Origin of the sequence: Chryseobacterium culicis (genome assembly GCF_900108365.1) — a bacterium.
Taxonomy (GTDB): Bacteria; Bacteroidota; Bacteroidia; order Flavobacteriales; family Weeksellaceae; genus Chryseobacterium; species Chryseobacterium culicis.
In genome coordinates this window covers 1109402-1134643 of the sequence record NZ_FNWQ01000002.1, presented here as the reverse complement: position 1 = coordinate 1134643, position 25242 = coordinate 1109402, and the positions used below count along the sequence as shown (strand labels likewise).

General features: G+C 37.3%; 28 protein-coding genes. 16 read left to right on the top strand and 12 right to left on the bottom strand.

Annotated elements, in window-relative coordinates; all coding sequences use genetic code 11:
- Nucleotides 1-334 precede the first annotated feature (334 nt).
- A complete protein-coding gene (locus tag BLW74_RS11580) occupies nucleotides 335-745 on the top strand; it encodes an META domain-containing protein (protein WP_089692549.1) in 411 nt (136 codons plus the stop codon).
- A 48-nt stretch (nucleotides 746-793) separates the two neighbouring features.
- Here the strand turns inward: BLW74_RS11580 and BLW74_RS11575 are convergent, their stop codons facing one another.
- The 5 genes from BLW74_RS11575 to BLW74_RS11555 form a co-directional block, all read right to left on the bottom strand.
- On the bottom strand, nucleotides 794-1033 hold the full coding sequence (locus BLW74_RS11575) for a hypothetical protein (RefSeq protein ID WP_002977986.1): 240 nt from the start codon (nucleotides 1031-1033) through the stop codon (nucleotides 794-796).
- A gap of 51 nt (nucleotides 1034-1084) precedes the next feature.
- Nucleotides 1085-1975: a 3-hydroxybutyryl-CoA dehydrogenase gene (locus BLW74_RS11570; RefSeq protein WP_185116357.1), complete on the bottom strand. Its 891-nt coding sequence runs from the start codon at nucleotides 1973-1975 to the stop codon at nucleotides 1085-1087.
- 9 nt (nucleotides 1976-1984) lie between these two features.
- Nucleotides 1985-2395: a hypothetical protein gene (locus BLW74_RS11565; protein ID WP_089692547.1), complete on the bottom strand. Its 411-nt coding sequence runs from the start codon at nucleotides 2393-2395 to the stop codon at nucleotides 1985-1987.
- A 31-nt stretch (nucleotides 2396-2426) separates the two neighbouring features.
- The gene (bla-A, locus tag BLW74_RS11560; protein WP_089692546.1) at nucleotides 2427-3305 is read right to left on the bottom strand and encodes a CGA/CIA family class A beta-lactamase; all 879 of its coding nucleotides are present in this window, start codon (nucleotides 3303-3305) and stop codon (nucleotides 2427-2429) included.
- Nucleotides 3306-3394: 89 nt separating this feature from the next.
- Complete coding sequence (locus tag BLW74_RS11555) at nucleotides 3395-3994, bottom strand: isochorismatase family protein (protein ID WP_089692545.1); 600 nt, start codon at nucleotides 3992-3994, stop codon at nucleotides 3395-3397.
- 111 nt (nucleotides 3995-4105) lie between these two features.
- Here BLW74_RS11555 and BLW74_RS11550 point away from each other — a divergent pair, with 111 nt between their 5' ends.
- A complete protein-coding gene (locus tag BLW74_RS11550; RefSeq protein ID WP_089692544.1) occupies nucleotides 4106-4438 on the top strand; it encodes a winged helix-turn-helix transcriptional regulator in 333 nt (110 codons plus the stop codon).
- A 50-nt stretch (nucleotides 4439-4488) separates the two neighbouring features.
- Here the strand turns inward: BLW74_RS11550 and BLW74_RS11545 are convergent, their stop codons facing one another.
- Together BLW74_RS11545 and BLW74_RS11540 are read right to left on the bottom strand one after the other, a co-directional pair.
- Entirely contained in the window at nucleotides 4489-6219 is a 1731-nt protein-coding gene (locus tag BLW74_RS11545) for a cellulase family glycosylhydrolase (protein WP_089692543.1), read from the bottom strand.
- Nucleotides 6220-6661: 442 nt separating this feature from the next.
- Nucleotides 6662-7624 (bottom strand): Gfo/Idh/MocA family protein, encoded by a 963-nt coding sequence (locus BLW74_RS11540; RefSeq protein WP_089692542.1) that lies wholly within the window; start codon nucleotides 7622-7624, stop codon nucleotides 6662-6664.
- 145 nt (nucleotides 7625-7769) lie between these two features.
- On the opposite strand from BLW74_RS11540, the gene BLW74_RS11535 reads away from it, so the two are divergent.
- The 4 genes from BLW74_RS11535 (at nucleotide 7770) to BLW74_RS11520 (ending at nucleotide 10819) form a co-directional block, all read left to right on the top strand.
- Nucleotides 7770-8417 carry a hypothetical protein gene (locus BLW74_RS11535; RefSeq protein WP_089692541.1) on the top strand — a complete coding sequence of 216 codons (648 nt, stop codon included), beginning with the start codon at nucleotides 7770-7772 and terminating at the stop codon, nucleotides 8415-8417.
- Nucleotides 8418-8518: 101 nt separating this feature from the next.
- Entirely contained in the window at nucleotides 8519-9169 is a 651-nt protein-coding gene (locus tag BLW74_RS11530; RefSeq protein ID WP_089692540.1) for a protein-L-isoaspartate(D-aspartate) O-methyltransferase, read from the top strand.
- 321 nt (nucleotides 9170-9490) lie between these two features.
- Nucleotides 9491-10477, top strand: coding sequence for a 2-hydroxyacid dehydrogenase (locus tag BLW74_RS11525; protein WP_089692539.1), 987 nt, complete (start codon nucleotides 9491-9493; stop codon nucleotides 10475-10477).
- A gap of 48 nt (nucleotides 10478-10525) precedes the next feature.
- Nucleotides 10526-10819: a hypothetical protein gene (locus tag BLW74_RS11520; RefSeq protein WP_089692538.1), complete on the top strand. Its 294-nt coding sequence runs from the start codon at nucleotides 10526-10528 to the stop codon at nucleotides 10817-10819.
- 114 nt (nucleotides 10820-10933) lie between these two features.
- On the opposite strand, the gene BLW74_RS11515 is transcribed toward BLW74_RS11520, so the two are convergent.
- Nucleotides 10934-11371, bottom strand: coding sequence for an endonuclease domain-containing protein (locus BLW74_RS11515; protein WP_089692537.1), 438 nt, complete (start codon nucleotides 11369-11371; stop codon nucleotides 10934-10936).
- Between the two features lie 257 nt (nucleotides 11372-11628).
- Between BLW74_RS11515 and BLW74_RS11510 the strand changes: the two genes are divergently transcribed.
- The 3 genes from BLW74_RS11510 to BLW74_RS11500 all read left to right on the top strand — a co-directional run bounded on the left by BLW74_RS11510 (nucleotide 11629) and on the right by BLW74_RS11500 (nucleotide 15330).
- Nucleotides 11629-13614, top strand: a complete 1986-nt coding sequence (locus BLW74_RS11510) for a urocanate hydratase (protein ID WP_089692536.1) — start codon at nucleotides 11629-11631, stop codon at nucleotides 13612-13614.
- Nucleotides 13615-13630: 16 nt separating this feature from the next.
- Nucleotides 13631-14173 (top strand): Crp/Fnr family transcriptional regulator, encoded by a 543-nt coding sequence (locus tag BLW74_RS11505; RefSeq protein WP_089692535.1) that lies wholly within the window; start codon nucleotides 13631-13633, stop codon nucleotides 14171-14173.
- Nucleotides 14174-14568: 395 nt separating this feature from the next.
- The gene (locus BLW74_RS11500) at nucleotides 14569-15330 is read left to right on the top strand and encodes an MBL fold metallo-hydrolase (protein ID WP_089692534.1); all 762 of its coding nucleotides are present in this window, start codon (nucleotides 14569-14571) and stop codon (nucleotides 15328-15330) included.
- A gap of 172 nt (nucleotides 15331-15502) precedes the next feature.
- On the opposite strand, the gene BLW74_RS11495 is transcribed toward BLW74_RS11500, so the two are convergent.
- The gene (locus BLW74_RS11495; RefSeq protein ID WP_089692533.1) at nucleotides 15503-16666 is read right to left on the bottom strand and encodes an nSTAND1 domain-containing NTPase; all 1164 of its coding nucleotides are present in this window, start codon (nucleotides 16664-16666) and stop codon (nucleotides 15503-15505) included.
- Between the two features lie 334 nt (nucleotides 16667-17000).
- Here BLW74_RS11495 and BLW74_RS11490 point away from each other — a divergent pair, with 334 nt between their 5' ends.
- The gene (locus tag BLW74_RS11490) at nucleotides 17001-17711 is read left to right on the top strand and encodes a DUF6261 family protein (RefSeq protein ID WP_089692532.1); all 711 of its coding nucleotides are present in this window, start codon (nucleotides 17001-17003) and stop codon (nucleotides 17709-17711) included.
- Between the two features lie 134 nt (nucleotides 17712-17845).
- Here the strand turns inward: BLW74_RS11490 and BLW74_RS11485 are convergent, their stop codons facing one another.
- Together BLW74_RS11485 and BLW74_RS11480 are read right to left on the bottom strand one after the other, a co-directional pair.
- On the bottom strand, nucleotides 17846-18244 hold the full coding sequence (locus BLW74_RS11485; protein WP_089692531.1) for a helix-turn-helix domain-containing protein: 399 nt from the start codon (nucleotides 18242-18244) through the stop codon (nucleotides 17846-17848).
- Between the two features lie 343 nt (nucleotides 18245-18587).
- Nucleotides 18588-18965 (bottom strand): helix-turn-helix domain-containing protein, encoded by a 378-nt coding sequence (locus BLW74_RS11480; RefSeq protein ID WP_089692530.1) that lies wholly within the window; start codon nucleotides 18963-18965, stop codon nucleotides 18588-18590.
- 272 nt (nucleotides 18966-19237) lie between these two features.
- Between BLW74_RS11480 and BLW74_RS11475 the strand changes: the two genes are divergently transcribed.
- Nucleotides 19238-19846 (top strand): TonB-dependent receptor plug domain-containing protein, encoded by a 609-nt coding sequence (locus BLW74_RS11475; RefSeq protein WP_089692529.1) that lies wholly within the window; start codon nucleotides 19238-19240, stop codon nucleotides 19844-19846.
- A 248-nt stretch (nucleotides 19847-20094) separates the two neighbouring features.
- On the opposite strand, the gene tpx is transcribed toward BLW74_RS11475, so the two are convergent.
- Nucleotides 20095-20664 carry a thiol peroxidase gene (gene tpx / locus BLW74_RS11470; protein WP_185116353.1) on the bottom strand — a complete coding sequence of 190 codons (570 nt, stop codon included), beginning with the start codon at nucleotides 20662-20664 and terminating at the stop codon, nucleotides 20095-20097.
- Between the two features lie 221 nt (nucleotides 20665-20885).
- On the opposite strand from tpx, the gene BLW74_RS11465 reads away from it, so the two are divergent.
- The 5 genes from BLW74_RS11465 to BLW74_RS11445 all read left to right on the top strand — a co-directional run bounded on the left by BLW74_RS11465 (nucleotide 20886) and on the right by BLW74_RS11445 (nucleotide 25239).
- Nucleotides 20886-22514 (top strand): NADP-dependent glyceraldehyde-3-phosphate dehydrogenase, encoded by a 1629-nt coding sequence (locus BLW74_RS11465; protein WP_089692528.1) that lies wholly within the window; start codon nucleotides 20886-20888, stop codon nucleotides 22512-22514.
- A 153-nt stretch (nucleotides 22515-22667) separates the two neighbouring features.
- Nucleotides 22668-23177, top strand: a complete 510-nt coding sequence (locus BLW74_RS11460) for an RNA polymerase sigma factor (protein ID WP_089692527.1) — start codon at nucleotides 22668-22670, stop codon at nucleotides 23175-23177.
- Nucleotides 23178-23188: 11 nt separating this feature from the next.
- Entirely contained in the window at nucleotides 23189-24004 is an 816-nt protein-coding gene (locus BLW74_RS11455; RefSeq protein ID WP_089692526.1) for a hypothetical protein, read from the top strand.
- 61 nt (nucleotides 24005-24065) lie between these two features.
- Nucleotides 24066-24425, top strand: coding sequence for a DUF7716 domain-containing protein (locus BLW74_RS11450; RefSeq protein ID WP_089692525.1), 360 nt, complete (start codon nucleotides 24066-24068; stop codon nucleotides 24423-24425).
- A gap of 304 nt (nucleotides 24426-24729) precedes the next feature.
- The gene (locus BLW74_RS11445) at nucleotides 24730-25239 is read left to right on the top strand and encodes an RNA polymerase sigma factor (protein ID WP_185116352.1); all 510 of its coding nucleotides are present in this window, start codon (nucleotides 24730-24732) and stop codon (nucleotides 25237-25239) included.
- The last annotated feature ends 3 nt before the right edge of the window (nucleotides 25240-25242 follow it).

Sequence of the window (25242 nt, the reverse complement as noted above, 5' to 3'; positions counted from 1 at the left end):
AAAGTTTTGTATACAAACAACCTATCCACTCGTAGGAGTCTCGGCATATTTTATAAGCCAATTAGTGTATAGATTCCTTGCTTTGCCCGGAATAACAAAAACACTGTAAAATTTTATCAAAGATAAAATCTTTGCGCCTAAAGCTTCAGCCTGTTAACAAATTTGCGTCTTTGCGTTTCCCAACCCTAATCAGGACAATCAAAAATGCATTTATTATTAAAAATGCAAACTGAAAAATATTCAAAATATCAAGTGTTAAATAATAATAAAATTCGCTGCAGCCCGTTTAGATAATATAATTTCCGTAAATTTGGGTTAATTCAAAAAGTTAAAAATGAAAAATCTTTTTTTAAGTATATGTGCTGCTGCAGTTTTGGCTTCATGTGGATCCATGACAAGCGCATCCGCGTCTAAAGTAGGAAAAGCTCAGCCTGCACTTGCTAATACAAAGTGGACATTAGCTGAAACAGTAAAAGGTAAAGTTCCAACATTGAATATTGAAGGAGAAAAGATCACTGGAAATGCAGGATGTAACAACTATTTCGGAACGGCTACCATAGACCCGTCTAATGGTGGTTTTATAGCAGGGCAAATGGGATCTACAAAAATGATGTGCAACAACATCAGTGTAGAGCAGAACTTTATGGATATGATGGGAAAAGCAAATAAATATGTGATTACCGGAAATACTTTAGAATTGTACAAAGACAATCTTTTGCTATTGAAATTTACAAAATCAGAATAAAAAACAAAAGGAACTCAATGGAGTTCCTTTTTTATGCTTAGAGTGTTATTAATCTTCCTCTTCTTCGTCGTACTTAGCCAACTCTTCGTCGCACCATTTGAATGCTGCTTCTACTACTTTAGTAGCCTCGTCTGCCATTGTTTCTTCATCATCACCTTCAAGATCATCTAACCACTCAACTTCTTCTTCCTCAACGTTTAAGATAAATCTTGGATATTCTGTGTGAACTACGAATAGATCCTCTGGAAATTCCGAATTATCTGCTAATAAAAACTTTGGTAATTTCATTTTTTTAATGTTTTAACTTTCTCAAAGATAAATAAAATTATTGACTTAAAATTACTTCAAAAACATTTTTGAAACTTTTTCCGCTTTTTTGCTTTCAGAGTAATCATAAAAACCTTCCCCTGATTTTACCCCCAGTTTTCCGGCTGTCACCATATTTACAAGCAATGGGTTCGGAGCGTATTTAGGATTCTTAAAACCGTCATACATTACATTCAGGATCGCAAGACATACATCAAGACCAATAAAGTCTGCCAGCTGAAGAGGACCCATCGGATGAGCCATTCCCAATTTCATGACCGTATCAATTTCTTCTACACCAGCCACTCCGTTATAAAGCGTTTCGATAGATTCGTTGATCATTGGCATCAAAATTCTGTTAGCGACAAATCCCGGATAGTCATTCACTTCTACAGGAACTTTTCCTAAAGTTTTGCTCATTTCATAAATCACATCAAAAGTCTCCTTAGATGTAGAATATCCCTTAATGATTTCTACCAGCTTCATAATAGGAACCGGATTCATGAAGTGCATACCGATCACTTTATCAGCTCTTTTGGTAGCCGCAGCAATTTTGGTGATGGATATAGATGAAGTATTGGTGGCAAGAATACAGTTGGCAGGAGCCAGCTCATCCATCTGACCGAAGATCTTCAGTTTAAGATCCTGATTTTCAGTGGCGGCTTCTACAATAAGGTCTGCAGTACCTACAGCATCGTTCAGTGCAGTAAAAGTAGTGATGTTGCCTAATGTTTCAGCTTTTTGCTCCTCAGTAAGATTTCCTTTTGCAATGATTCTGTCAAGATTGGTAGTAATGGTTTTTAAACCTTTGTCCAAAGCTTCCTGGGATACATCTACAAGATTTACTTTAAAACCGCTCTGCGCGAAAGTATGTGCAATACCATTCCCCATGGTTCCCGCTCCGATAACGACAATGTTTTTGATCATTTTCCTTTATTTTTTATAGATAGTTAGATTTTTTACGTCTGAAAGTTCAGATTGTGTAACAACAGCAGTTGAATCAAAGAAAACGTTGCCTACATTTTGGCTTTTCTTACTGTTGTTCTGATTAGAAACAGTAGCCGTCAGTCCCCTTATAAGTCGTTTTTTTTGATTCTTTGTAAGAAAATCTGTGCCCACATATAAAGTATATTCTCCCTCTCTGCCTCTTCCTTTCTGCATCAGGATTTCCATGCTTTTTATCTGACTTTTATTCTTAAACTCTTTCAGAAAACTCATCACAGGTTTATCCGATGCGGGACCACAGCATACACTTCCATAGCTTATCTGTAAATAATTTTGATTCTTTTGAGAATAAAAGAATGCGAACGCAAATAATGCCGATGTTACTATTAATTTTTTCATATTAAATCGCTTTAAAAATAAGCTTAAAATTTTATTTATTAAAATATTCCCAGACTTCCTTTGAAATATCCGAAATCATTCTGCAGTTCACTGTATCCGTTTCCGTTGAGTTACTGACAAATACAGCTAATGCATAATGTCTGCCATTCGGTAAAGTAACGATTCCGATTTCGTTTTCTGCGCCTGTTAACCCTGCACTATTCTTGCCGGAAGCTCCCGTTTTTCTCGCCACCGGAGTGTTTTCAGGAAGCTGTTCCACCATTTTATTCAATCCCGTTGAAGTAGACTGCATTACTTTCATCAGATAATCGGTAGATTTTTTAGATAATAATTTGCCGTCATAGAATTTTTTGAGAACATCCGCTGCTGATCTTGTGGTGCTGTAATTTTCGTACTGAACATTCCAGTCCTTATGCATGGCTTCCTCATTATATTTAATCTGAAAACCCTTTACGCCTTTAGAGTCCATGAATTTTTGTACCGTCTGGGTGCCTCCCAGTAATCTCAGAAGAATGTCGCATCCATTATTATCACTTTTGGCAACCGTATATTCTATCACCTCACTCAGAGGAATTTCTACCTCTTTTCCGGCGTATTGATCGCGAAGCGGCGACCATGTATTCTCCAGCAGGTTGGAGTGATCCAGTTTTATTTTCTGATCCAGAGAAAGTTTTCCTTTGTCTGCTGCATCAAGAACCGCCGCAGCAATGTGAAATTTAAATACACTTTGCATAGGAAGCTTTTTGTCTGCATTTTTATCATATGTAAAACCATTTTCAAAACCTAAGACAGAAACGGCCACCGTTGCTTTTTTATTCTTAAGAATTGAATTGATTTTCTGTTCCAGTCGGGAAGTCTGCGCCCATGTAAATGCCGAAATCAGAAGAAAAAAGAATGCTGTTTTTTTCATAATAATAAAATTAAAAAAAGCGCTATTCCCAAGACAGGAAGAGCGCTGCAATTTAAGATTATTTTGTTGTATTTTATACGGTTGAAATTTTATGACTCTATATATTTTTTAAGAATTTCTTCATACATAATGCCCTGTATCTTTCCTCCTTTTTCTGAAGCCCAGTCCATAGCCAGTTCTGCCATGACCTGATTGGTACTGGTAAGAATTACGCCTGCCTTTTCCATTCTTCTCAAAGCCGTTTCATCCGCAAGCGTGGTAGGCGAACCGCCTGCGTCCACTACTACCTGTACTTGGTAACCGTCTTCTAATGCGCTCATAGCCGGGTAAACAATACATACGTCATTGGTAAGACCTGCCATGATAAGACGCTTTTTTCCTGTCTTTTCAACAGCTTCTTTGAAAGGCTGATACAGCCAAGCATCTACCACCCCCGGTCTTTTTATTCTTTTCAGATAATCTTCCGGAGCAATTTTTTGCAGATCTTCAAGAAGCAGGCCCTGGAAATGATCTTCCTGGCTGGAAGTCAGTACAAGAGGCATGTTGGTCTCTACAGCTGTACGGGCCAATGCGCGTGTATTTTTAATGATCTCTTCGTGATCAATGTTGCGTGCTAATTTTATGGTGCCTACCTGATGGTCAATAAGTAAAATAGCACTGTCTTCTGTGGAAAATCTTTTATGGTTCATAATTTAAATGTTTGTGAAGCAAAATTGAGCAGAAAAGTTTACTTTTGAAATAAGTTTACTTTTTGTATATTAGTTTACTTTTGTATAGTTATTGATGAATAAAGGAATATCATGAAAAATAAAATACAGATTCAGCCGGTGATGGATGCGTTGGAAATCATCGGGGGAAAATGGAAGTTTCCGATCCTGTACAGTCTTTGTGGAGGAAAGAAAAGATTTAAAGACTTATTGGAGGATATTGGTAAAATCACTCCGAAAATGCTGAGCGCAGAGCTTAAAAGTCTGGAATGCAATGGTCTTGTTTCAAGAAAAGCAATTGCTACTGTTCCTGTTACTGTTGAATATGAAATTACAGAGTACGGAAAAACGCTGGAACCCGTTCTCCGTCATATTCAGAAATGGGGAATGGATCACAGGAAGAAAGTGATTAATAATTTGAAATAATAAAAAACTCCTTTTTATTAGCTAAAAAGGAGTTTTGTGACATATAATGGCTATCTGAGTTCAAGATAATTCAGATTGGCACCACCGTTTTCAAAAACAATTCTGATTTTATTTTCTCCTTTCTGAAGACTGAGATTTTTTACTGAAGCCGTTTTCCAGCTTTCATTTCCGCCGGTAGAAGGCAGTGATGCCGTTGCCAAAACTTTTCCGGAAGCCGTTTCAATTCTTACTTTAGAATCAGCTGCTGCTGAGTATCTGATGTCAAACGTATAATTTTTATCGTTTTTTGACTGAACGGTATACTGAAGCCATTCGCCGGTTTCTGTTTTTCCTACATAATACTGATTGGTAACCTTGTCATTACATTGATAGATATCAACTCCGTCATTTCTCATTTGCTGCCCGGAATTCCATTCTGATCTTTTAGCCGGATCACTTACCCAGAGATTGATAAAATCCTTGTCCAGATACGCAGATCCCATTCTTCCCAAATCATATTCCGAACCAAATATTCTTCCCGGAGCCTGATGATTTCTGAATGGTTTGGTGGAAGCATCTGTAATCTGTCTGAACATCGCATCAATCACATCTCTTTTAATTTCCGTGTTGTTCAGCTTGTAATTGTCAGCAATCTGCATCAATGCTTTTTTTGCATATTCTTTAGAAGGCTTTTCCCCTCCGTTCTTCCAGTATTCTAATAATTTTTCATATTCAGGCGTTATTTTTACATTGGTTATACCTGCAATATTATCAATCTTTTTCATCGGCCAGAATGCATACCCGATATTATGCTTGCCTAAAAGCTGAATCAGCTCAGTAAACCAAACATTGGAATTTTCACCAGTTTCTCCGAGCCAGATCGGCATATTGTGCTTTTCTCTGAGATCCAGTGCAAATTTCAGCGTCTGATCATCATTGTAATTCCAGTATTTATGAAAGCTGAAAGCCATATTGTTATCCCAGATTGTCGGTAATCCGTTATAGTTATTTCCCCAGCCATTTCCTTCAATGAAGATAATATGCTTTTTGTCAACCTCCCTGATGGCAGCTGTTATATCCTTTTGAAGCTTCCAAAGCGGAGCATTAGACATTTCATCCGTACCATTTGGGTTTTGGCCTGTAAAATTGATGTTAGGTTCATTAATCAGGTCATAACCGCCTATCCATGGATTGTCTTTATATCTTTCAGCCAGCTTTTTCCAAAGGGCTACAGTCTTTCTCTGATTCTCTTCGCTCGCCCAAAGCGAAGGTTTGGACTTGTCATTGTCGGAGATGTTGGCATCATTTCCCTGTCCTCCCGGAGCAGCATGAAGATCAAGGATCAGATATATTTTATTGTCTGTACACCATTGAAGAAGATCATCAGTCATTTTGAAACCCTCATCCAGCCAGGTATCTTTTCCTTTTACCGGTTCTTTTTCAATAGGAAGGGTGTAGAGGTTGTAGTGCATCGGAAGCCTTATAGAATTAAAACCTGCTCTCGCCAAAAAGTCGATATCCTGTTTTGTAATTCCGTTTTTTAGATAAGCCTTATAAAATTCATTCATTCCGTCTTCACCAATCACTTCTGCAATTTTCTCCTTAATCTTATATTGAGGACCTGCAAAATCAGCAGTTTTCAGCATGTATCCTTCCTGCAGCATCCAACCGCCAAGGCCAAGACCTTTCAGCTGAATATTTTCACCTTTATCATTAACGATTTTCTGTCCTGAAGTCTTCAGTAATTGTGATGTCCCAAATTGAGACAATAAAACTGCGGATAATAAAATGGCTCTTTTCATAGTACTTTCAATGATTTAAAATAATAGGGAAATATTAGAAATTATAATGAATAGTGACATCAGAACATAAATCTGCATTCAGTTCGCTGATAGTGTCGGATATCCATATATGTAAAACAAAATCTTTCAATATTGTATTGAATTATTCTCCAAATATATTGTTTTTTTAGTTTGAAATTGTTTTTTTATTGATAAATAAGTAATTATTAATGAAAAGTTTTTATTTCATCATAAGATTTAGATATAACCCAGGAACTGGCAGAATATCTGATACCGCTTTAAAAAACCAACATTTAATAGATTCAATCTTTATTCACTTCATATCACGTGTAGTTTAAAATGAAACTTTGCATTTATAAAATAAAAAATGCTGCCTTATAACCATTTTTCTGATTATAAGATAGCATTGTATCTGTTGTTGTTTTAAAAAATTCGGGTATGTCTAGCTAATCAGCTTCATAATTTCTAATGCCACTTTCAAAGCTTCAGTTCCGTCTTCTAGAGAAACCTCTACATTTTTATCACCAGTGATGGCATCTGCAAAAGAATTCAGTTCGTCCAGGATAGCATTGTTAGGCTGAATATTCGGATATTCGAACAAAATCTGATTCTTTTCTCCTTCCGCATTTTCAATAATCATATCGAATGGAGTCGGATTTTCGGGAGCATCTTTCATTCTGATTACCTCAGCTTTTTTCTCCAGGAAATCAACAGAAATGTAAGCGTCTTTCTGGAAGAATCTGCTCTTTCTCATGGCCTTCATAGAAATTCTGGAAGTGGTAAGGTTGGCTACACATCCGTTTTCAAACTCTATTCTTGCATTCGCAATATCCGGAGTTTTACTGACTACACATACACCGCTTGCATGGATGTTTTTTACTTTGGACTTCGCAATACTTAATAAAATATCAAGATCGTGAATCATAAGATCCAAAACTACCGACACATCTGTACCTCTTGGATTAAACTCTGCCAGTCTGTGAATTTCAATAAACATCGGAGTACTGATGTATTCCTTCGTAGCAATAAATGCAGGATTGTATCTTTCAACATGTCCTACCTGTGCTTTGATTCCCTTTTCCTGGCATAAACGAAGAATTTCTTCTGCCTGCTCAAGGGTTTGGGTTACCGGTTTTTCAATAAAGAAATGAAGACCTTTTTCAATCGCTTTCAACGCATAATCATAATGATAAACTGTCGGAGTAACAATGTCAAGCATATCAATCTGCTCAAGCAATTCATCAAAATTTTCAAAATAGGGATACCCGAATTCGGCCTCTAGTTTCTTTCCGTTTTCAACGTCTTTGTCATGGAAACCTACAAAATCATATCGATCAGACTGATTAAGGAGCTTTAAATGTATTTTTCCCAAGTGTCCGGCACCTACCAAACCTGCTTTTAACATAGCTGTATAAAATTTTTGTAAAGATAGTGAATGTACATGTATAAAATACATGACTTTTCACTTGAAGATGCACGAGATGACGGGGATACATAAAATCATGGTTTCATTAAATAAATTGCAGTAAATTCACGCTCTAAAAATATTGATGAAAAGAATAGTTTCAATTATACTCTTTTTTGGACTGATTACCTCCGGATGCTTAGGAGATAGTCCTTATGATCCTCAGGCTAAATGTGGAACACCCACAAATCTGACATTTGAAAAAGGAAGTAACACGTTTTCCTGGAACATGAACACCATGGGCGAAGGGTATTATGAAGTGCAGTACGGAGAACCTGGCTTTTCTTTAGGAAACGGAACCACAGTGGTTACCTACAAAAACTCCTATAGCCTCCCGCTCTATCAGAATAACAAATATGATCTTTACGTAAGAAAGAATTGTGGTACAGCCAATGGACGCAGCAATTGGGCGGGACCTGTTACTGTTTTGGCAAGTAGTACTACAACTTGTGTAGAGCCAGCGTATGCAACGTACACCAAAACAACTTCCTCCGCACTTTCTTCTACCTTTGATGCTGCCGTGTCCTGGGAAAATGATGGAATTTCTGCATATGAAACTGTTTTAACCACAAGCTCTGCGCCGCCGGCAAGCGGAGAATTAACTGTCGCGGGACAGAAAGCGGTCTATATAGGATTAAGTAAAACAGTGAATTACAATTTTTTTGTGAGAAAAAGATGTGCAGACAACACCTATAGCCCGTTTTATGGGCCATATCCTATAAAATGGAATTAAGAAATAAAGCAAAGCAGTCATTTTCAGGATTGCTGTGTTTTTGTGGATAATTCTTTGCCCCGATTTCGGAAATCTAATTTCTATTTTCTTATTTTTGTCAAATGCAGGATTCGTTTGTACATAAAGGAAAAAGAAAGATTTTAGTAGATTACCTTCGAAACAGAATTGGAATTTCAGACGAAAATGTACTTTCGGCGATGAGTGAAGTTCCAAGACACCTTTTTATCGAAAGTATTTTTGAAGATTTTGCCTATGAAGACAGGGCATTCCCGATTCTGGCGCACCAGACTATTTCCCATCCTTCTACCGTAGCAGAACAATCTGAGCTGCTGAAGGTAAAACCAGGAGAAAAAGTATTGGAAATTGGTACCGGATGCGGTTATCAGACCGCTGTTTTATTAGCCATGAAAGCCCATGTATATACAGTGGAAAGACAAAAAGATCTTTTTGATTTTTCAAAAAAGAAACTCAGAGAACTTCATTTGTATCCTAAATTTCAAAGCTTCGGAGATGGGTTTGCCGGGCTTCCTACATTTGCCCCTTTTGATAAAATTATTGTAACCTGCGGAGCATCCACCTTGCCGACAGAACTTTTAAAACAGCTGAATATCGGAGGAATAATGGTGATTCCGCTGGGACCAACAGATGAGCAGGTGCTTTACAGATTTACTAAAGTAGGACCTACAGAATTTGAAAAAGAAGAATTCGGAGCTTATAAATTTGTTCCGATGCTTGGAAATACCAATCAATAGAACGGAATTGCCAGACTAACTGGTCTCAAACACCAGCACCTTGAAAAATTGATCTTATCAATAAGAACAGACTTTAGTCCGTTTTTTTTGAATAAAAATTCATCTGGATATATCCAAAATTTAAAATTTTAACTCCACTTCGGAACGAAAATTGATAGAATTAAAGTCCCTCGATCTTAAAATTTTTCATCAAAAGAAAAACATAATAGATGCTGAAGAAAACATTCAGATGAAAAGAAATAAATTTTTAATATTAAAGTTCAGTAACCTTACTTTTTTCAAGTGAGGTTTTTTTATTTACAATCATCAAATTACAATATAATGAAAGTCTTTATTTCTAAAAGAATTCCCGAAACAGGAATTAAAATGCTGGAAGAAGCAGGTCTGGAACTGATATTTCCGGAAAAAGAAAATCTTTCCTACGAAGATTGGCTGCACTACTGTCAGAATACAGATGCCATTCTGAGTGTAGGCGGAGCGTTCAACTATGATAAAAGTTTTTTTGATGCCTGTCCGAATGTCAAGGCCATTGCCCTGTATTCCGTTGGATTTGATCATGTGGATGTAAAAGAAGCTGTAAAAAGAAACATTCCGGTAGGAAATACGCCTGATGTGTTAAGCAGGGCAACTTCGGATGTAGCATTTTTACTCATGCAGTCGGTGGCAAGAAGAGCAAGCTATAATTTTCAGAAGGTAAAAAATGATGACTGGGGTGCATTTGATCCTTTACATGCTTTAGGACAGGAGCTGTACGGAAAAACGCTGGGGATTTTCGGGCTGGGACGTATCGGTTTTGAAATGGCAGAAAAATCCAAAAAAGCTTTTGGAATGAATATCATTTATCACAACCGTCATCAAAATCCAGAAGCAGAAAAGCAGTTAGAGGCAGCCTATGTTTCTTTCGAGGACCTTATCAAGAACTCAGATGTTTTGAGTGTGCATGCCAACTTTACTCCGGAGCAGAAAGAATTATTCAATAACTCCGTATTTGAAAAGATGAAACCGAACGCCATCTTTATCAATACCGCCAGGGGAGGTTTTCATAATCAGAAAGACCTCTGTCAGGCACTCGTTGACAGGAAAATCTGGGGAGCAGGTCTGGATGTTACCAATCCGGAACCTATGGCTGCAGATGATCCTATTCTTGAGCTTTCCAGTGTTTGTGTTCTTCCGCATATAGGATCAGCAACGGTTGAAGCCCGCAACGGTATGGCGAGAATTGCGGCAGAAAATATCATCGCTTTTTCGAAAAACGAAAAAATGCCGCACTGTGCAAATCCGGAAGTTTATTCTCATCATTCATCCTAAGTTGGAATTATTTTTGTTCTGATCATAGAAACCAAAAATCTTAATAATATGGCACCAGAGAAAAATATTAATGAACAAAATAAGAAGTTAGAACAGATGGATTACAATCCCAGCGAGGATATCTTTAAAAGAGAAAAACACATTTCGCTGGACGGAGACGGAAATCCTATCCTGAATGAAGATCTCGATGATGATAAAATGGATAAAGGCTTAGACATTCCAGGAGCTGATGACGATGATGAAATGGAAGAAATAGGAGCAGAAGATGAAGAAAACAACTACTGGAGTCTCAGCGATAATGAAGATGACCATGAAGAAGAAAACGATGATGTTTTAACGTAAACTTTAACGATACAAAAACCAGCCTTGCTGAATTTCAGTAAGGTTTTTTTATGTTGAATACCCACAGCTAGTCGTAAGAGCAATTCCCCTCTTTTGGAGGGGTGTATTCAAAAATTAAAGAATTTTTGAAGACGGGGTGGTTCCATAGTGCAGCACAATAAAATTCTCCAATTCCTTCATTACAATACTCAGATTATTCTTTAGATCAAAATCACTGATTCTGAAAACCGATAGTCCTAAAGATTCAAGATATTCCTCTCTTATCCCGTCATAAACCTGTTTTTCATCATGGCTTGAACCATCTATTTCTATAATTAATCCCAAGGCTTTCACATAAAAATCAACGATATAATTTCCAATAATCCTTTGTCTGTCAAAATCAATGGTATAGAATTTTTTCGCACGGACTTTCTTCCAGAATATCACTTCCCCCAAAATCCGGGCTTTACGTTTTTCTTTTAATAAGACCTTTAAATAGGGATTGTAGGGTAGGTTCTCAACGAAATTCCTGCGGATCGGAATTCCGTTGATGACGGTAAGGATTTCTTTCATGATTGTGCTATTTTTTAACCACCCCGTCTTCCAAAGTTTTTAACTTTGAAATCCACCCCTCCAAAGGAGGGGAATTCAGGCGTGTCATTTCAAATATAATATTTAATATCAATGGCCGCTGATTTACAGATTTAATAATTTAGCTTGAATCTTAAACCCTCAGTCATTCTTTCCTTTCCCCACTTGCCTATATTTCCTATTTTGAATATCTTTAAGACTTCAAACATTGTTTAAAACATAGACCTTTACATAGCAATATGACATTTCAAGAACAGATACAGCAGGGGATTCCCAGTCAGCTGCCAAAACCTAAACCATACGAGACCAACATCAACCATGCTCCGAAGCGTAAAGAAATTTTAGGGGAAGAAGAGAAAAAACTGGCATTGAAGAATGCTTTACGTTATTTTGAACCCCGGTTTCATGCAGAACTGATCCCTGAATTTAAGCAGGAACTGGAAGAGTACGGAAGAATTTATATGTATCGTTTTCGTCCGGATTATGAAATGAAGGCAAGACCTATCACAGACTATCCCGGAAAATCTGAGCAGGCAAAAGCCATTATGCTGATGATTCAGAATAACCTTGATTATGCAGTGGCACAGCACCCGCATGAGCTGATTACTTATGGTGGAAATGGCGCTGTATTTTCCAACTGGGCACAGTATCTGCTGACGATGAAGTATCTTTCTGAAATGAGCAACGAGCAGACATTGGTGATGTATTCGGGTCATCCGATGGGGCTGTTTCCGTCTCATAAAGATGCACCGAGAGTGGTTGTAACCAACGGAATGATGATCCCGAACTATTCGAAACCGGATGACTGGGAAAAATTCAATGCGTTGGGCGTTACACAATACGGCCAGATGACGGCGGGAAGTTATATGTATATCGGGCCTCAGGGGATTGTTCACGGAACAACGATTACGGTATTAAATGCATTCAGAAAAATAAAAAAAGAACCCAAAGGCGGACTTTTTGTAACATCCGGATTGGGCGGAATGAGCGGAGCTCAGCCCAAAGCAGGAAACATTGCAGGCTGCGTTACCGTATGTGCAGAAGTGAATCCGAAAATTACAAAGATCCGTCATGATCAGAAATGGGTAAATGAAATTCATGAAAATCTTGACGAGCTGGTAAAAAGAGTAAAAGAAGCGCAGGCCCGCAAAGAAACGGTGTCTTTGGCTTACCTTGGGAATATTGTTGAAGTTTGGGAAAAGTTTGATCAGGAAAACTTAAGAATAGATATCGGTTCAGATCAGACATCTCTTCACAATCCGTGGGCGGGAGGTTACTATCCGGCGGGGCAAAGCTTTGAAGAATCTAATACCATGATGGCAGAAAACCCTGAATTATTCAAAGAAAAAGTTCAGGAAACATTAAGAAGACATGCTGCTGCCATCAACAGGCATACAGAAAAAGGAACCTACTTCTTTGATTACGGAAATGCCTTCCTGCTGGAAGCTTCCAGAGCCGGAGCAGATGTAATGGCAGAAAACCCTACATTAGGAAGAGAATTCAAATATCCTAGTTACGTGCAGGATATTATGGGACCTATGTGTTTCGATTATGGCTTCGGGCCGTTCCGTTGGGTATGCTCCAGCGGAAATCCGGAAGATCTTCAGAAAACCGATGATATTGCCTGCGCAGTACTGGAAGAAATGGTGAAAAACTCTCCGGAAGAAATCCAGCAGCAGATGAGAGACAACATCCAGTGGATCAAAGGGGCACAGGAAAACAAGCTGGTAGTAGGATCTCAGGCCAGAATCCTGTATGCAGATGCAGAAGGAAGAATGAAAATTGCAGAAGCCTTCAACAAAGCTATTAAAAATGGAGAAATCGGGCCTGTAGTATTGGGAAGAGATCATCATGATGTGTCGGGGACAGATTCCCCTTACAGAGAAACTTCCAATATCTATGACGGATCAAGATTTACCGCAGATATGGCCATTCATAATGTAATTGGAGACAGTTTCCGCGGAGCTACCTGGGTGTCTATTCACAATGGTGGTGGAGTAGGCTGGGGAGAAGTGATTAACGGAGGTTTCGGAATGCTTCTTGATGGAAGCGATGATGCCGACAGAAGACTGAAATCTATGCTTTTCTGGGACGTGAACAACGGAATCTCAAGAAGAAGCTGGGCAAGAAACGAAGGCGCTGTTTTCGCCATTAAAAGAGCCATGGAAGCAGAACCGAATCTAAAGGTAACCCTTCCCAACCTTGTAGATGAAAATTTATTATAATTCATAAAATTCAGCATTGGCAGCGATCAATAAAAAACTGTTTTCACACCTTAACGTAGAGGATAGTGATCCTGTATGGGAGAAGTTTGCTGAGGTTGAATTTCCTAAGAAAAATATATTTCCGGACAACAAAGCCTATCTTGTAGAAGATGGGCTTGTCCGTAAGTATTATATCAGCAGCACCTCAGATATTGATACCGAAATCTCTGCAGAATTCTACTTCCCCGGTGATATTTTTACCGTAGAAGAAAAAAGCTCAGATGCCGTTTATGAATCCATCTGCAGCGGACTGGCATGGGAAATCACCCTGGATGAGGTGAAAAACCTGTTTGCTGTAAATCCGCACTGCAGGTTCGTGCAAAACTATTATCTCAGCAGAAAGCTGCATGCAGCCATGAAGAGAGAAATGCTCCTGCTGAAAAATACTCCGCAGGATCTCTATGAATACCTGCTGAAGAACAAACCTCATTATATTCAAAATATTCCTCTGAAATATCTTGCCTCTTATATTGGTATCACGCCTATCTCTTTAAGCAGAATCAGAAAAAGAATTTTGTAAGATGTTGGAAATTTGAAGATAATAAAAGAACTTACTAATATTATCTTGCTGAGTTTTTTTAACGCAAAGTTTCAATTTTAAATCCACATTATTAGTGAGTAAAGGATGAATCGATTTTCAATCGATTTGATGAAGCGTGCTCTTGCCATTAGCTTAGACAACGGCTCTGCCGCCTTCTTTGCCCCCTTAGAATCTGCCGTTAATCAATAAAAACTTTGCGTTTATAAAATCCTTACTGTTAATTCAAAGAAAAGGTAATAGAAACTGTAGAGAAATAATCAACTTCCATCTTCACTCTTCACTCTTCCAGCTCCCATCCTCAAAATGGTGTCATTAATTATCTTTTGTTTATTGTCTGGCCTTCCGTAAGTCTATTCCTTTGCTGAAAAAAGAATATGGAAATACAAAAACTCAACTGGGCAGGCATCCGCCTTACTACGCATCACAAAACCATCCTGATAGACGCCGTAGAAGACTTCTCCTACTATAAGCCCGTTTTGGGAGATGCTGTAGATGCTCTCTTAGAATTCTCAGACCATATACAGGCAGATTATATCCTGTTTACCCATCTTCATCTTGATCATTTTGATAAAGGAGTCATCCGTAAATGCTTAAAGAAAGACGGAAAACTAATTGTATACAAAGGATTGGAATCCATTGTAAAAAAACTGATACAGGATATAGAAATCATTGTGCTGGATCTTGATGAAACCTTCACCGAAAACAATATCACCTTCAAACCCGTATTTGCGATGGATGGAGTGGGAGAAATACAGTCTTCCTGGATTGTAGATGATGGAAAGACCAAAATCTTTCATGGGGGAGATACCATCTGGCACAACCAATTCTGGAAGCTTGGAAAAGAAAACCCCAATATAGATTACGCCTTCTTACCCGTAAATGGAGTAGTAGTAAATTTTGAGATCATTGGATTAGAATACAGCCCAGTTCCCGCTTCTCTCAATCTGAAAGAAGCATTTGCTGCAGCCCGTCTTCTGCACGCCAAAAAGCTGGTACCCATCCATTATGGGTTGTTTGCACATTATAAATGCTATATTCCGAAGGTGTTTGATGAGCAGGATCTGAAAAATATTTCAGCAGAAACAGGACAGGCGTATATGATTTTGAAGGATGGAGCGGTGATAGTAGAATCTTAGCATCAATAGAAACGGGCTTTAGCCCGTTTTCTTTTGTGCGTAATATAATTGGCTTTAGCCGAAATTTAAAATTAAGTTTTGGCTAAAGCCTTTGGTATTTTTTCTTTTTTATATCGGGCTAAAGCCCGATGCTATTGATGATGTTGTTTTGCTTGATAATTGATCCTATATTTTATATGCTATTGATTTTTAGCTTAATAAAAGCTCTCATCATAGGATTTGTAAATCTGTAACGTGAATGTAGCCCTTTGCCAATTTTTTGTAAAATATCACCTCTTTCTGGGTTACATAATTGTTTTAGATTATATGAAAGTGAATTTCCATTTACTTTTTTGTGGCTAATAACATTGTATAACTCAACAATTTTTGTTCTCTCGAAACAATTGTATTTATCCAAAGGAGACAGAGCGCAGGCATATAAGATTAACATCCATTTATCTGATGTTGAATTGTTTATGGTGGCAATTCTAAATGATGATTTTAGATTCTCGTTTGTGTTTTCGATTCCTTTTCTAATAGCAATAGTGAGATAGGCTTCTCCAAAATCTTTTTTTTCATTTTCAATAAGTTCTCTTGCTCCGTATTTACATAATAAGTGTATATAATGTGGAAAGCCCGATGAAAATTCAATTATTTTATTTTTTACCGTATCAGATATTGTTAATTCAAGTTTGGTTAATCCCTTTATAATAATTTCAGCAGATTCTTTATCTGACATTCTAGGTATTTTAATTTGTTTTAAACACCTTTCTAAACTGGGGTGACTCCCTATTAGTTCAACAATGTCATCTGCTATTCCAACAATTACGATTGTAGTATTAATATTGTTGTCAGAAAATGCTTTAATTAAATCGGCAAAGTCAGATTTAGTTTTGTAATCTTCAATATTATCAAACTCGTCAAATATAAATAAGAATCTATTTGGAAAGGAATTTAAACATTTTATAATATCATTATTAAAATATGGAGAGTTAATATCCAACGTGTGGCCAAAATTAATAAGTTCTTTTTTTATTTCTGGTTTAAATCCAAGTCCTGTAATTGTTTTAGAAAATTGAATTTCATTAAATGCTTGCTTCCAGAGAGTATGGAAAGTGTCTTTTTTATTGCAAGTAATTTTAATTGGATAAACATTTGTTAATGATTCGGAAATAATATTTGCGAAAGATGTTTTCCCAACACCACGTTCACCATATACAATTGCATGTTGTCCATCCTCATTAATTACATCACATATTTTATCAATTTGTGTTATTCTACCAGAAAAAAAATCAGATTTTTTTATAGGGGAAGAAGGTGAGAATACTTTGTTTAAGAGTGGAAATTTTTCATTCATTTTATATATTTTTTAATATAACTTCCAAATATAATGAACACTAAGTTTAAAACCTTACGGTTTCCCGTAACCCAAAACTTCCCACCCCAAAAACACCTTCGTTTGTAACCTCCCAACCCCTCCGGAAGTCTAAAACAATGGTGAAACAAACCTCCCAAGTCCTCCGATTATTAAAAACAAGCACGTTTGAAACTTCCCAAGAACTTGTGAAGTCTCCTGCAGGTTGGGGGCAAGCTCCCAAGTTGTTGGGAGGTTTGTTGCAAGTATAGTTGTAACCCAACAACTTTTTTCTATATTTGAGCGTTAATTTATTAATCCCAAAAAACACAAAAAAATGAAAATTGCCCTCACACAGCTGAGCACTAAAGATCTTGCGACTTTAGCTCAGAGAATTCTTTCTAATGCCCAATCCGGAAAATATTCTGTTATCGACAATCATCCTCTTGTAGGCGCTTTGGCATCTTCCTATACGGAATACGATAAGGTGTATACAAAGCAGGTCTACAGCGGAAAAGGAAAAGACGTAGCCACTGCCGATCACGAAAGAGATACGGCATATGCCAATCTGAAATCTTTCCTGAACGGCTATCGTAAACTGCCTTCTGCAGTCAACTATCAGCAGGCAGAGGACCTCTACCGAGTATTCAAAACTTTTGGGCTGAACCTGGACAGGCTGAGTTATTCTTCACAAACCGCTCAGATGAAGAAGCTTATAGAAACATTAGAAACTACAGAAAACAAACAGAAGATCACACTTCTTTTTCTAGATGTGGCCTTTGCAGAGATGAAAGCTAAACAGGATGCTTTTGAGATTGTGTTTGCAGAGCAGGCGGGAGCTAATGCCGATCTTCGTCAGATGACAAGTGCCAGTGCTATCCGCAAAGACCTGGAGAAAACATTGAAAAATTATCTTAATCTTCTCACAGCAATGAAGTCGGTTCCCGGCTGGGAGATACTATACAGTGATACCAATGAGATGGTGAAAGCTGCTAAAAACTCTTCGTTGGAAAGAGAAAACGGTGATAATAATATAGCTAAGCAGTAAGAACCTAACTTTTCATAGAGAGTAAGCCACAAGCTTGTCACTCCGTAGAAGTCTCTATTATACTTATAAACCTACTACAAAACTCAGCATATAGCTGAGTTTTATTATTTTGAACGATTACGTTGAAAACTATATTATTTCTTTTTAAGAGCATTGAGTTCCTCCTGTAATCTCTGGTTTTCTTTCTTCAGAATTTCTATATAATCTCTTTGGCTTTCAAGAAGGAACTCAGGGATATTACAATAATAATTTCCACTTACTGTTCCAATTTCATTGTTGCTTAAGGTTCCAATATTATTACTATTGGTGTTATTTTCAAAATTATTGATCTGTTTACCATCTTCTTCTTCATAGATTTCTTCCACAGGAACTTCCAGGAAACGGGCAATTTTTTCCCATTCTTCTTTTCTTATGGCAACATCTCCGCTTTCTTTTCTGCTGTAGTTGGATACATCTGTAGCAATATAATCAGCCACTTGTTGCTGTGTGAAGCCTTTTCTTTTTCTTGCGTTACGTAGTTTTTCTTTTTGCATGACCCGTATTTTCTACAAATATGCAAAATTTTTGTTGGAGAATGACGAAGGTGCAGCTTTTTTTGACGTAAGGGCAAGAATATTTAATGACATTGTTTTTTGAAGCACGCAAAGGCGCAAGTTTTTTTAAGTGACGTATTATTTTTAAGGCGCGAGAAAATCAAAGATTTTCAGCAAGTGAAGAGGCGTTATCAATTTTATCGGAGATAAAATCTTGCGCCTTATAGAGTAGGTTTTTACTATTATTTTGCGCCTTCGCGTTTTCTTAACTACTCAACTACAAAACAAAAACTCAGCTGTATGCTGAGTTTTATTATTTTGAACGATTACGTTGAAAACTAAATTATTTCTTTTTAAGAGCATTGAGTTCCTCCTGTAATCTCTGGTTTTCTTTTTTCAGAATTTCTATATAATCTCTTTGGTTTTCCAGAAGAAACTCTGGTACATTACAGTAGTAATTCCCCTGAATATTATTTCCAAAACCACTACTGGACGTAATATTTTCAAAATTATTGATCTGTTTACCATCTTCTTCTTCATAGATTTCTTCCACAGGAACTTCCAGGAAACGGGCAATTTTTTCCCATTCTTCTTTTCTTATGGCAACATCTCCGCTTTCTTTTCTGCTGTAGTTGGATACATCTGTAGCAATATAATCAGCTACTTGCTGCTGTGTGAAGCCTTTTCTTTTTCTTGCGTTACGTAGTTTTTCTTTTTGCATGACCCGTATTTTCTACAAATATGCAAAATTTTTGTTGGAGAATGACGAAGGTGCAACTTTTTTTGAAGTAAGGGCAAGAATATTTAATGACATTTTTTTTTTTTGAATAACGCAAAGGCGCAAGTTTTTTTTAGGTGACGTATTATTTTTAAGGCGCAAGAAAATCAAAGATTTTCAGCAAGTGAAGCGTTATCAATTTATATTTATTTTATATATATTATATATTCCAACCTTTTTCCAACACTGTGCATCTTTATAAGAAAAGATATCCTATGAAAATAACCATACCCAAACCTTGTCATGAAAACTGGAACGCCATGACACCTGATGAGAAAGGAAGATTTTGCTCGGTCTGTTCCAAAACGGTTAGAGATTTCAGAACAGCTTCGGATGATGAGATTAGAAAGGTTTTTAGTAATTCTTCGCAGGAAATATGTGGAGTTTTTTACCCATCGCAGCTTAATAGGGAGCTGCATTATTCTTATATCAATTCCCTTTTTGTGAAGTTTGCCGTAGGTTTTATGTTGACAACAGGAGGTATCATAAGTATCAATGCACAGGAATGTGCCACCAAAAGTAATGTTATCACTATGGAGAAAGGAATGCCATTGGGAAAGGTAATTAGTTCTCCTCCAGTAATTCAAAACACTGCTGACAACCATACTTACACGATAGGAGGAGCTCCTTCAAGCAAAGCAATGGTATATAAGCCACTCTATGTAATTGATGGAAAAATCAGTGATTATGAAAAAGTAAAAACTCTGGATCCTAATCAGATAAAAACAATAAATGTACTGAAGGGAGCTGCTGCATCTGCAAAATACGGTGAAAAGGCCAGAGATGGAGTAGTTGTGATTACTACTAAAAAGAAAAAAATATGAAATAAATTAAGGTTCTTTATTCTCCCACAGATTTTCACTGATCTCACAGATCTTTATTTTCATCAGTGAGAAAACATTGAGATTGCTTCACCTTCGGTTCGTAATGACAGTGGTATTGTGAAATTTTATCGGAGATAAAATCTTTGCGCCTTATAGAGAATGTTTTTACTATTATTTTGGGCTTTTGCGTTTTCCAACACCAATAAAAAACTCAGCAATTCGCTGAGTTTTATTTTTTAAGCCATTTATTATTTCACAGCGGCAATAGCTGCTTCATAATTCGGTTCCTGAGAAATATCAGGCACCTGCTCTTCATAGATAATCTTTCCTGAAGGGTCTATCACCACAACGGCTCTGCTCAGAAGCCCTTTCATGGCAGAATCTATCAGTTCCACACCATAATTCCATCCGAAATCTGAACGGAAGTCTGAAAGCATCACTACATTTTTGATCCCTTCGGCACCGCAGAATCTTTTCTGTGCAAATGGCAGATCTTTAGAAATACAAAGTACTACCGTATTGGGCAGACTTCCTGCCTCCTCATTAAAATGATGTACAGATGCAGAGCATACTCCGGTATCCACACTTGGGAAGATATTCAGGATCACATATTTTCCTTTATAGGAATCCAGTGTCTGATCATTCATATTCACATCGGTAAGGGTAAATTTGGGAGCCGGTTTATTGAGTGCCGGCAGTTTGGCGTACGTATGAACTTCTTTTCCGCCCATTAAAACAGTATTGATGGCTTTAGATTTTTGAGCAAAGCCCACTGCAGAAAAGAATAGCAGGGTGCTGCAAACTAATTTTGAAAACATGAAATTTATTTTTAAGCTAAATTATTCATTTTTCAGGAGCTGAGATTAATTTTAATTCAAATAGATCAAATCTATTGTCAGAATCTTTTTTTCAAGATATTTTAACTCTACCTTTATCTTACAAAACATGGTTGTTTCAAAGGTGTCATTCTGACGAAAGTCAAATAATTTACATTTTGAAACAATCTCAAACTTATCACATAAAAAAAATAGAAAGATTTATGAGTTCAGAAAATACAGCATCATTTCATCACATTTTTAAGGCAGAAAACGAAATTCCGGAAGAGTATAAAGTTCCGGTCATCCACCAGAGAACGTATCTTCTGAATGGAGAACTGGTAGAGTGGAAGGGAGACGTCACCGAAATTTACTCTCCTGTATGCATCCCTACAGAAAACGGATTGGAAAGAAAGCTTTTGGGCAGCATCCCGAATATTGGTCCGGATGAGGCGATGGAAGTTCTGGAAGCCTGTGTAAAAGCCTATGATAACGGGCTGGGCGAGTGGCCTACCATGTCTGTAGAAGGTAGGATTAAATGCATGCAGAAATTCGTGTATCTGATGATTCAGCAAAGAGACCTGATCATCAAACTGCTGATGTGGGAAATTGGAAAAACGCTGGCAGATTCTACCAAAGAATTTGACCGTACCGTAGATTATATCAACCAGACTATTGATGCACTGAAGGATCTGGACAGGGAGTCTTCCCGCTTTCAGCAGGCAGAGGGAACCATTGCGCAGATCAGAAGAGCTCCGCTTGGCGTGGTTTTAAGTATGGGACCGTTCAATTATCCTCTGAATGAGATTTTTACAACATTGATTCCAGCTTTGATTATGGGAAATACCATTCTGTTTAAACTTCCAAAGCATGGTGTGCTGGCTCATTATCCTTTACTAAATGCCTTTAAAGAAGCATTCCCGAAAGGAACTGTGAATACATTGTACGGAAAAGGATCCGAAATTATCACCCCGATCATGGAAAGCGGAAAAGTGAATGTGCTCGCTTTCATTGGATCCAGCAAGGTAGCCAACGGACTGAAAAAACTGCACCCGAAGGTAAACCGCTTAAGGGCTATTTTGAGTCTGGATGCCAAAAATGCAGCTATTGTTACCAAAAACGCCAATCTGGATGTGGCGGTGAGCGAATGTATTCTGGGAGCTTTGTCTTTCAACGGACAGCGATGTACAGCACTTAAGCTGATATTTGTTCAGAAAGAAGTAGCTTTAGCGTTTACGGAAAAACTAAGTGCTGCAGTGTCTGCGTTAAAAGGCGGACTGCCATGGGAAAAAGATGTAAAAGTAACACCACTTCCGGAAGTGAATAAGCCGGGTTATCTGAAAGAATGCATAGATGATGCCTTACAGAAAGGTGCCGCAGTATTGAATAAGGACGGAGGATATACAGACGCATCATTTGTGTTTCCGGCCGTTGTTTATCCTGTAAACAGTGATATGAAGCTGTATCATGAGGAGCAGTTTGGTCCGGTAATTCCTGTAGTTCCGTTTGAAGATATCGAAGAGCCGATAGAATATCAGGTGAATGCTTCGCATGGGATGCAGGTAAGTATTTTCAGTGAAGATCCTCAGGAGGTAGCCCAGCTGATTGATCCGTTTGTGAATCTTGTAAGCCGTGTAAATATCAACTGCCAGGCGCAGCGAGGTCCGGATGTATTTCCTTTTACAGGCAGAAAAGACAGTGCAGAGGGTACGCTTTCTGTTTTTGATGCACTGCGTTCATTCTCGATCCGTTCTCTGGTGGCTGCAAAGCTTACGGATTCCAACAAAGAACTGCTGAATACCATTGTAAGGGAACATGATTCCAACTTTTTAAGTACTGATTATATTTTTTGATTCAGACTGGTACCGAATTTAACATAAATAAAAATCCTCAATAAACTGCTTGGTTTTTTGAGGATTTTTTTAACTTAATACCGGAAATTATAGTTTGTGTTATAATAGGATGATGTTTTTTATAAAAATCATCTAAGGATCAGTGTGTAAATCATGTCTTCACCGGAAAAAGAATTTTTAGAGAAAATTGAAAAGCACAAAGGGGTGGTTTTCAAGATCTCTAAAATGTATATGGATAATAAGGACGATCAGAATGACCTCTATCAGGAGATCATTTACCAGGCCTGGAAATCATACGGTGATTTTCAAAAGAGAAGTGATTTCTCCACATGGCTGTACAGAACTGCACTGAATACGGCCATTGTATTCCTGAGAAGTGAAAAAAAACGTAGTTTTATACAGAATCAAAATGTAGACAGGCTGAATGCCAGGCAGGAACCTTATAATGATACGGATGATATGAATATGAAGCGGATGTATGAAGCTATTCATCAGTTGAGCCCCATAGACAAAGCTCTTATCTTTTTCTTTTTGGAAGGGTTTTCTGGTAAAGAAATTGCTGTTCAGCTCGGAATTACGGAAGTGAACACGAGGGTGAAGCTGAAAAGGGCAAAGGAAAAACTGAAAGACATCATTACCCGGCTGGAAAAAGATTCGAATTAACTGATACAACAATGGAGCTAAAAAACATTAAGGAACTTTGGAATAAAGATACAGGACAGGAATCCCCTGAAATTTCTCTGGAAAAACAGAAGGAAATACATTCTCCGTTGGAAATGCTGAAAGTGAATATGCAGACTGAATTCTGGCTGATGATCTTTACGCTTCCATTACTTTTAACAGGCTTTCCGTTTGCCTCTCAGGATTCTAATATTAAAACGATTTCGTTATTTGTTACCATTCTTACCGTTGCTATTATTGTTTACTTTTATTCCCGATTTCTGAAATTATACAGGCTTCTCCGTAAGAACAGCATCAATACGAATTATGATCTGTTTACGCTTAAAACGCAGCTTCTGATCTCTAAAGAAATTTATATTTCCTATTATATCTCTTATATTCCTCTTGGGTTTCTTCTTTCTCTGATCCAGATCAATTTTCATTTTGATATGGAATATAATCTGGCAATTTTCGGCGTAAGTGTTCTGATTACGCTGCTGCTGATTGCTTTTATTATCAGGTACTGGATCTATTATATGTACGGCCGGTATATTGATGATGTAGTGCGTGTGGTAGACGAACTGAACGGGCTTGAAGTAAGCCCGGTAATTGAAAAGAGAAAAACATGGTTTGAGCGCTCTCAGAAGTTTTTGATGAATAGAATGGGAATTAAAGGAAACATCCTGAATACGGTTATCTGGTTTGTATCCATGTATTTTGTGATCATTGCATTTCTGTCTGCTGTCCTTCTGATAATCATTGTTGCAGGAGCCAAGCTTGGTTTTCTGGATATCGGATCTTTGCAGAGGGCTTTAAATAAACTGAATTAGCATTATCTTATTTTCTGTAAAATTTCTATCTTTAAAAAATTGAGTTGTAAAAAAATATCAGATGGATGATTTTAAAAACCAGGTGTATTCTATAGAAGAATTCCTGGAGCTTGTAAAGACCAAGCAGGACAGGAAAGCTTCTTTTGACCCGGAATATAATTACGCGGTCTATTCTTCAACCGATGCATTTAAACCTGAAATGAAAATTTTTGTTGGTGATCCGTTGGATATTGGTGAAAGTGATCATGAAGTCTTGCCTGATTTTGTTTTTCACAACAAGCTTAATTATTTGTGCTCTGATGAGAATATTCAGGATGTGGTGGATCTTGCTTTCAGACAGCGCGCTGACGTTACTTCTTCCCAACTTATAGAAGCACTGAACCATTATCTTGAAAAAGATGATTTCTTAGATTTAAATTAATAAAAGAATTTACTACCAATATAAGCCTGATATGAAAAAATATCAGGTTTTTCTATTTTTTGATGTAACATATTTACTTTTTTCCTACTAACTGTTCACATCAGACAAGATAATTTTTGTAAAAGTCTTGAAGATAAGATTCGATATAAATGATTTCGGAAAAAAGACGATTCTGAGAAAATAGTACCATTAAAAACACATAATGAGGCCTGGCAGTGTATTTCTGCCGGGTTTTTTTTATTTCTTTGTAAAAATACTGTAACAATTTTTTTAAACGAAAACTAACTCTATAGAGTAAAATCCTATGATCTCATCAGAACAAGAGTTTATACGTCAAATTGAACAGCATAAAGGAATCATCTTTAAGATTTCTAAAATGTACATGACTGAAAAAGAGGATCGTGATGATCTTTTTCAGGAGATCACCTATCAGCTCTGGAAAGCATTCCCCGGTTTCAGAGGTGAAAGCGAATTTTCTACATGGCTATACAGAATTGCTCTGAATACCGCCATTATTTTCCTGAAGTCCGAAAAGCGCAGAAACTTTATTGCCAATGAAGATTTTTCTAACCAGATTATTGTTCAGGAAGATTATGACTACCGTAAAGAAGAACGCCTTGGAGCAATGTATAACGCAATTCATCTGCTTAATCCTATTGATAAAGCTTTTATCTTCTACTATCTTGAAGATTTTTCTGGAAAACAGATTGCAGAGCAGATGGGAATTTCTGAAGTGAATGCCAGGGTTAAAATGAACCGGGCAAAAAATAAACTTAAAGATATCTTAAGCCAAATAAAAATTAACCAACATTAAAAA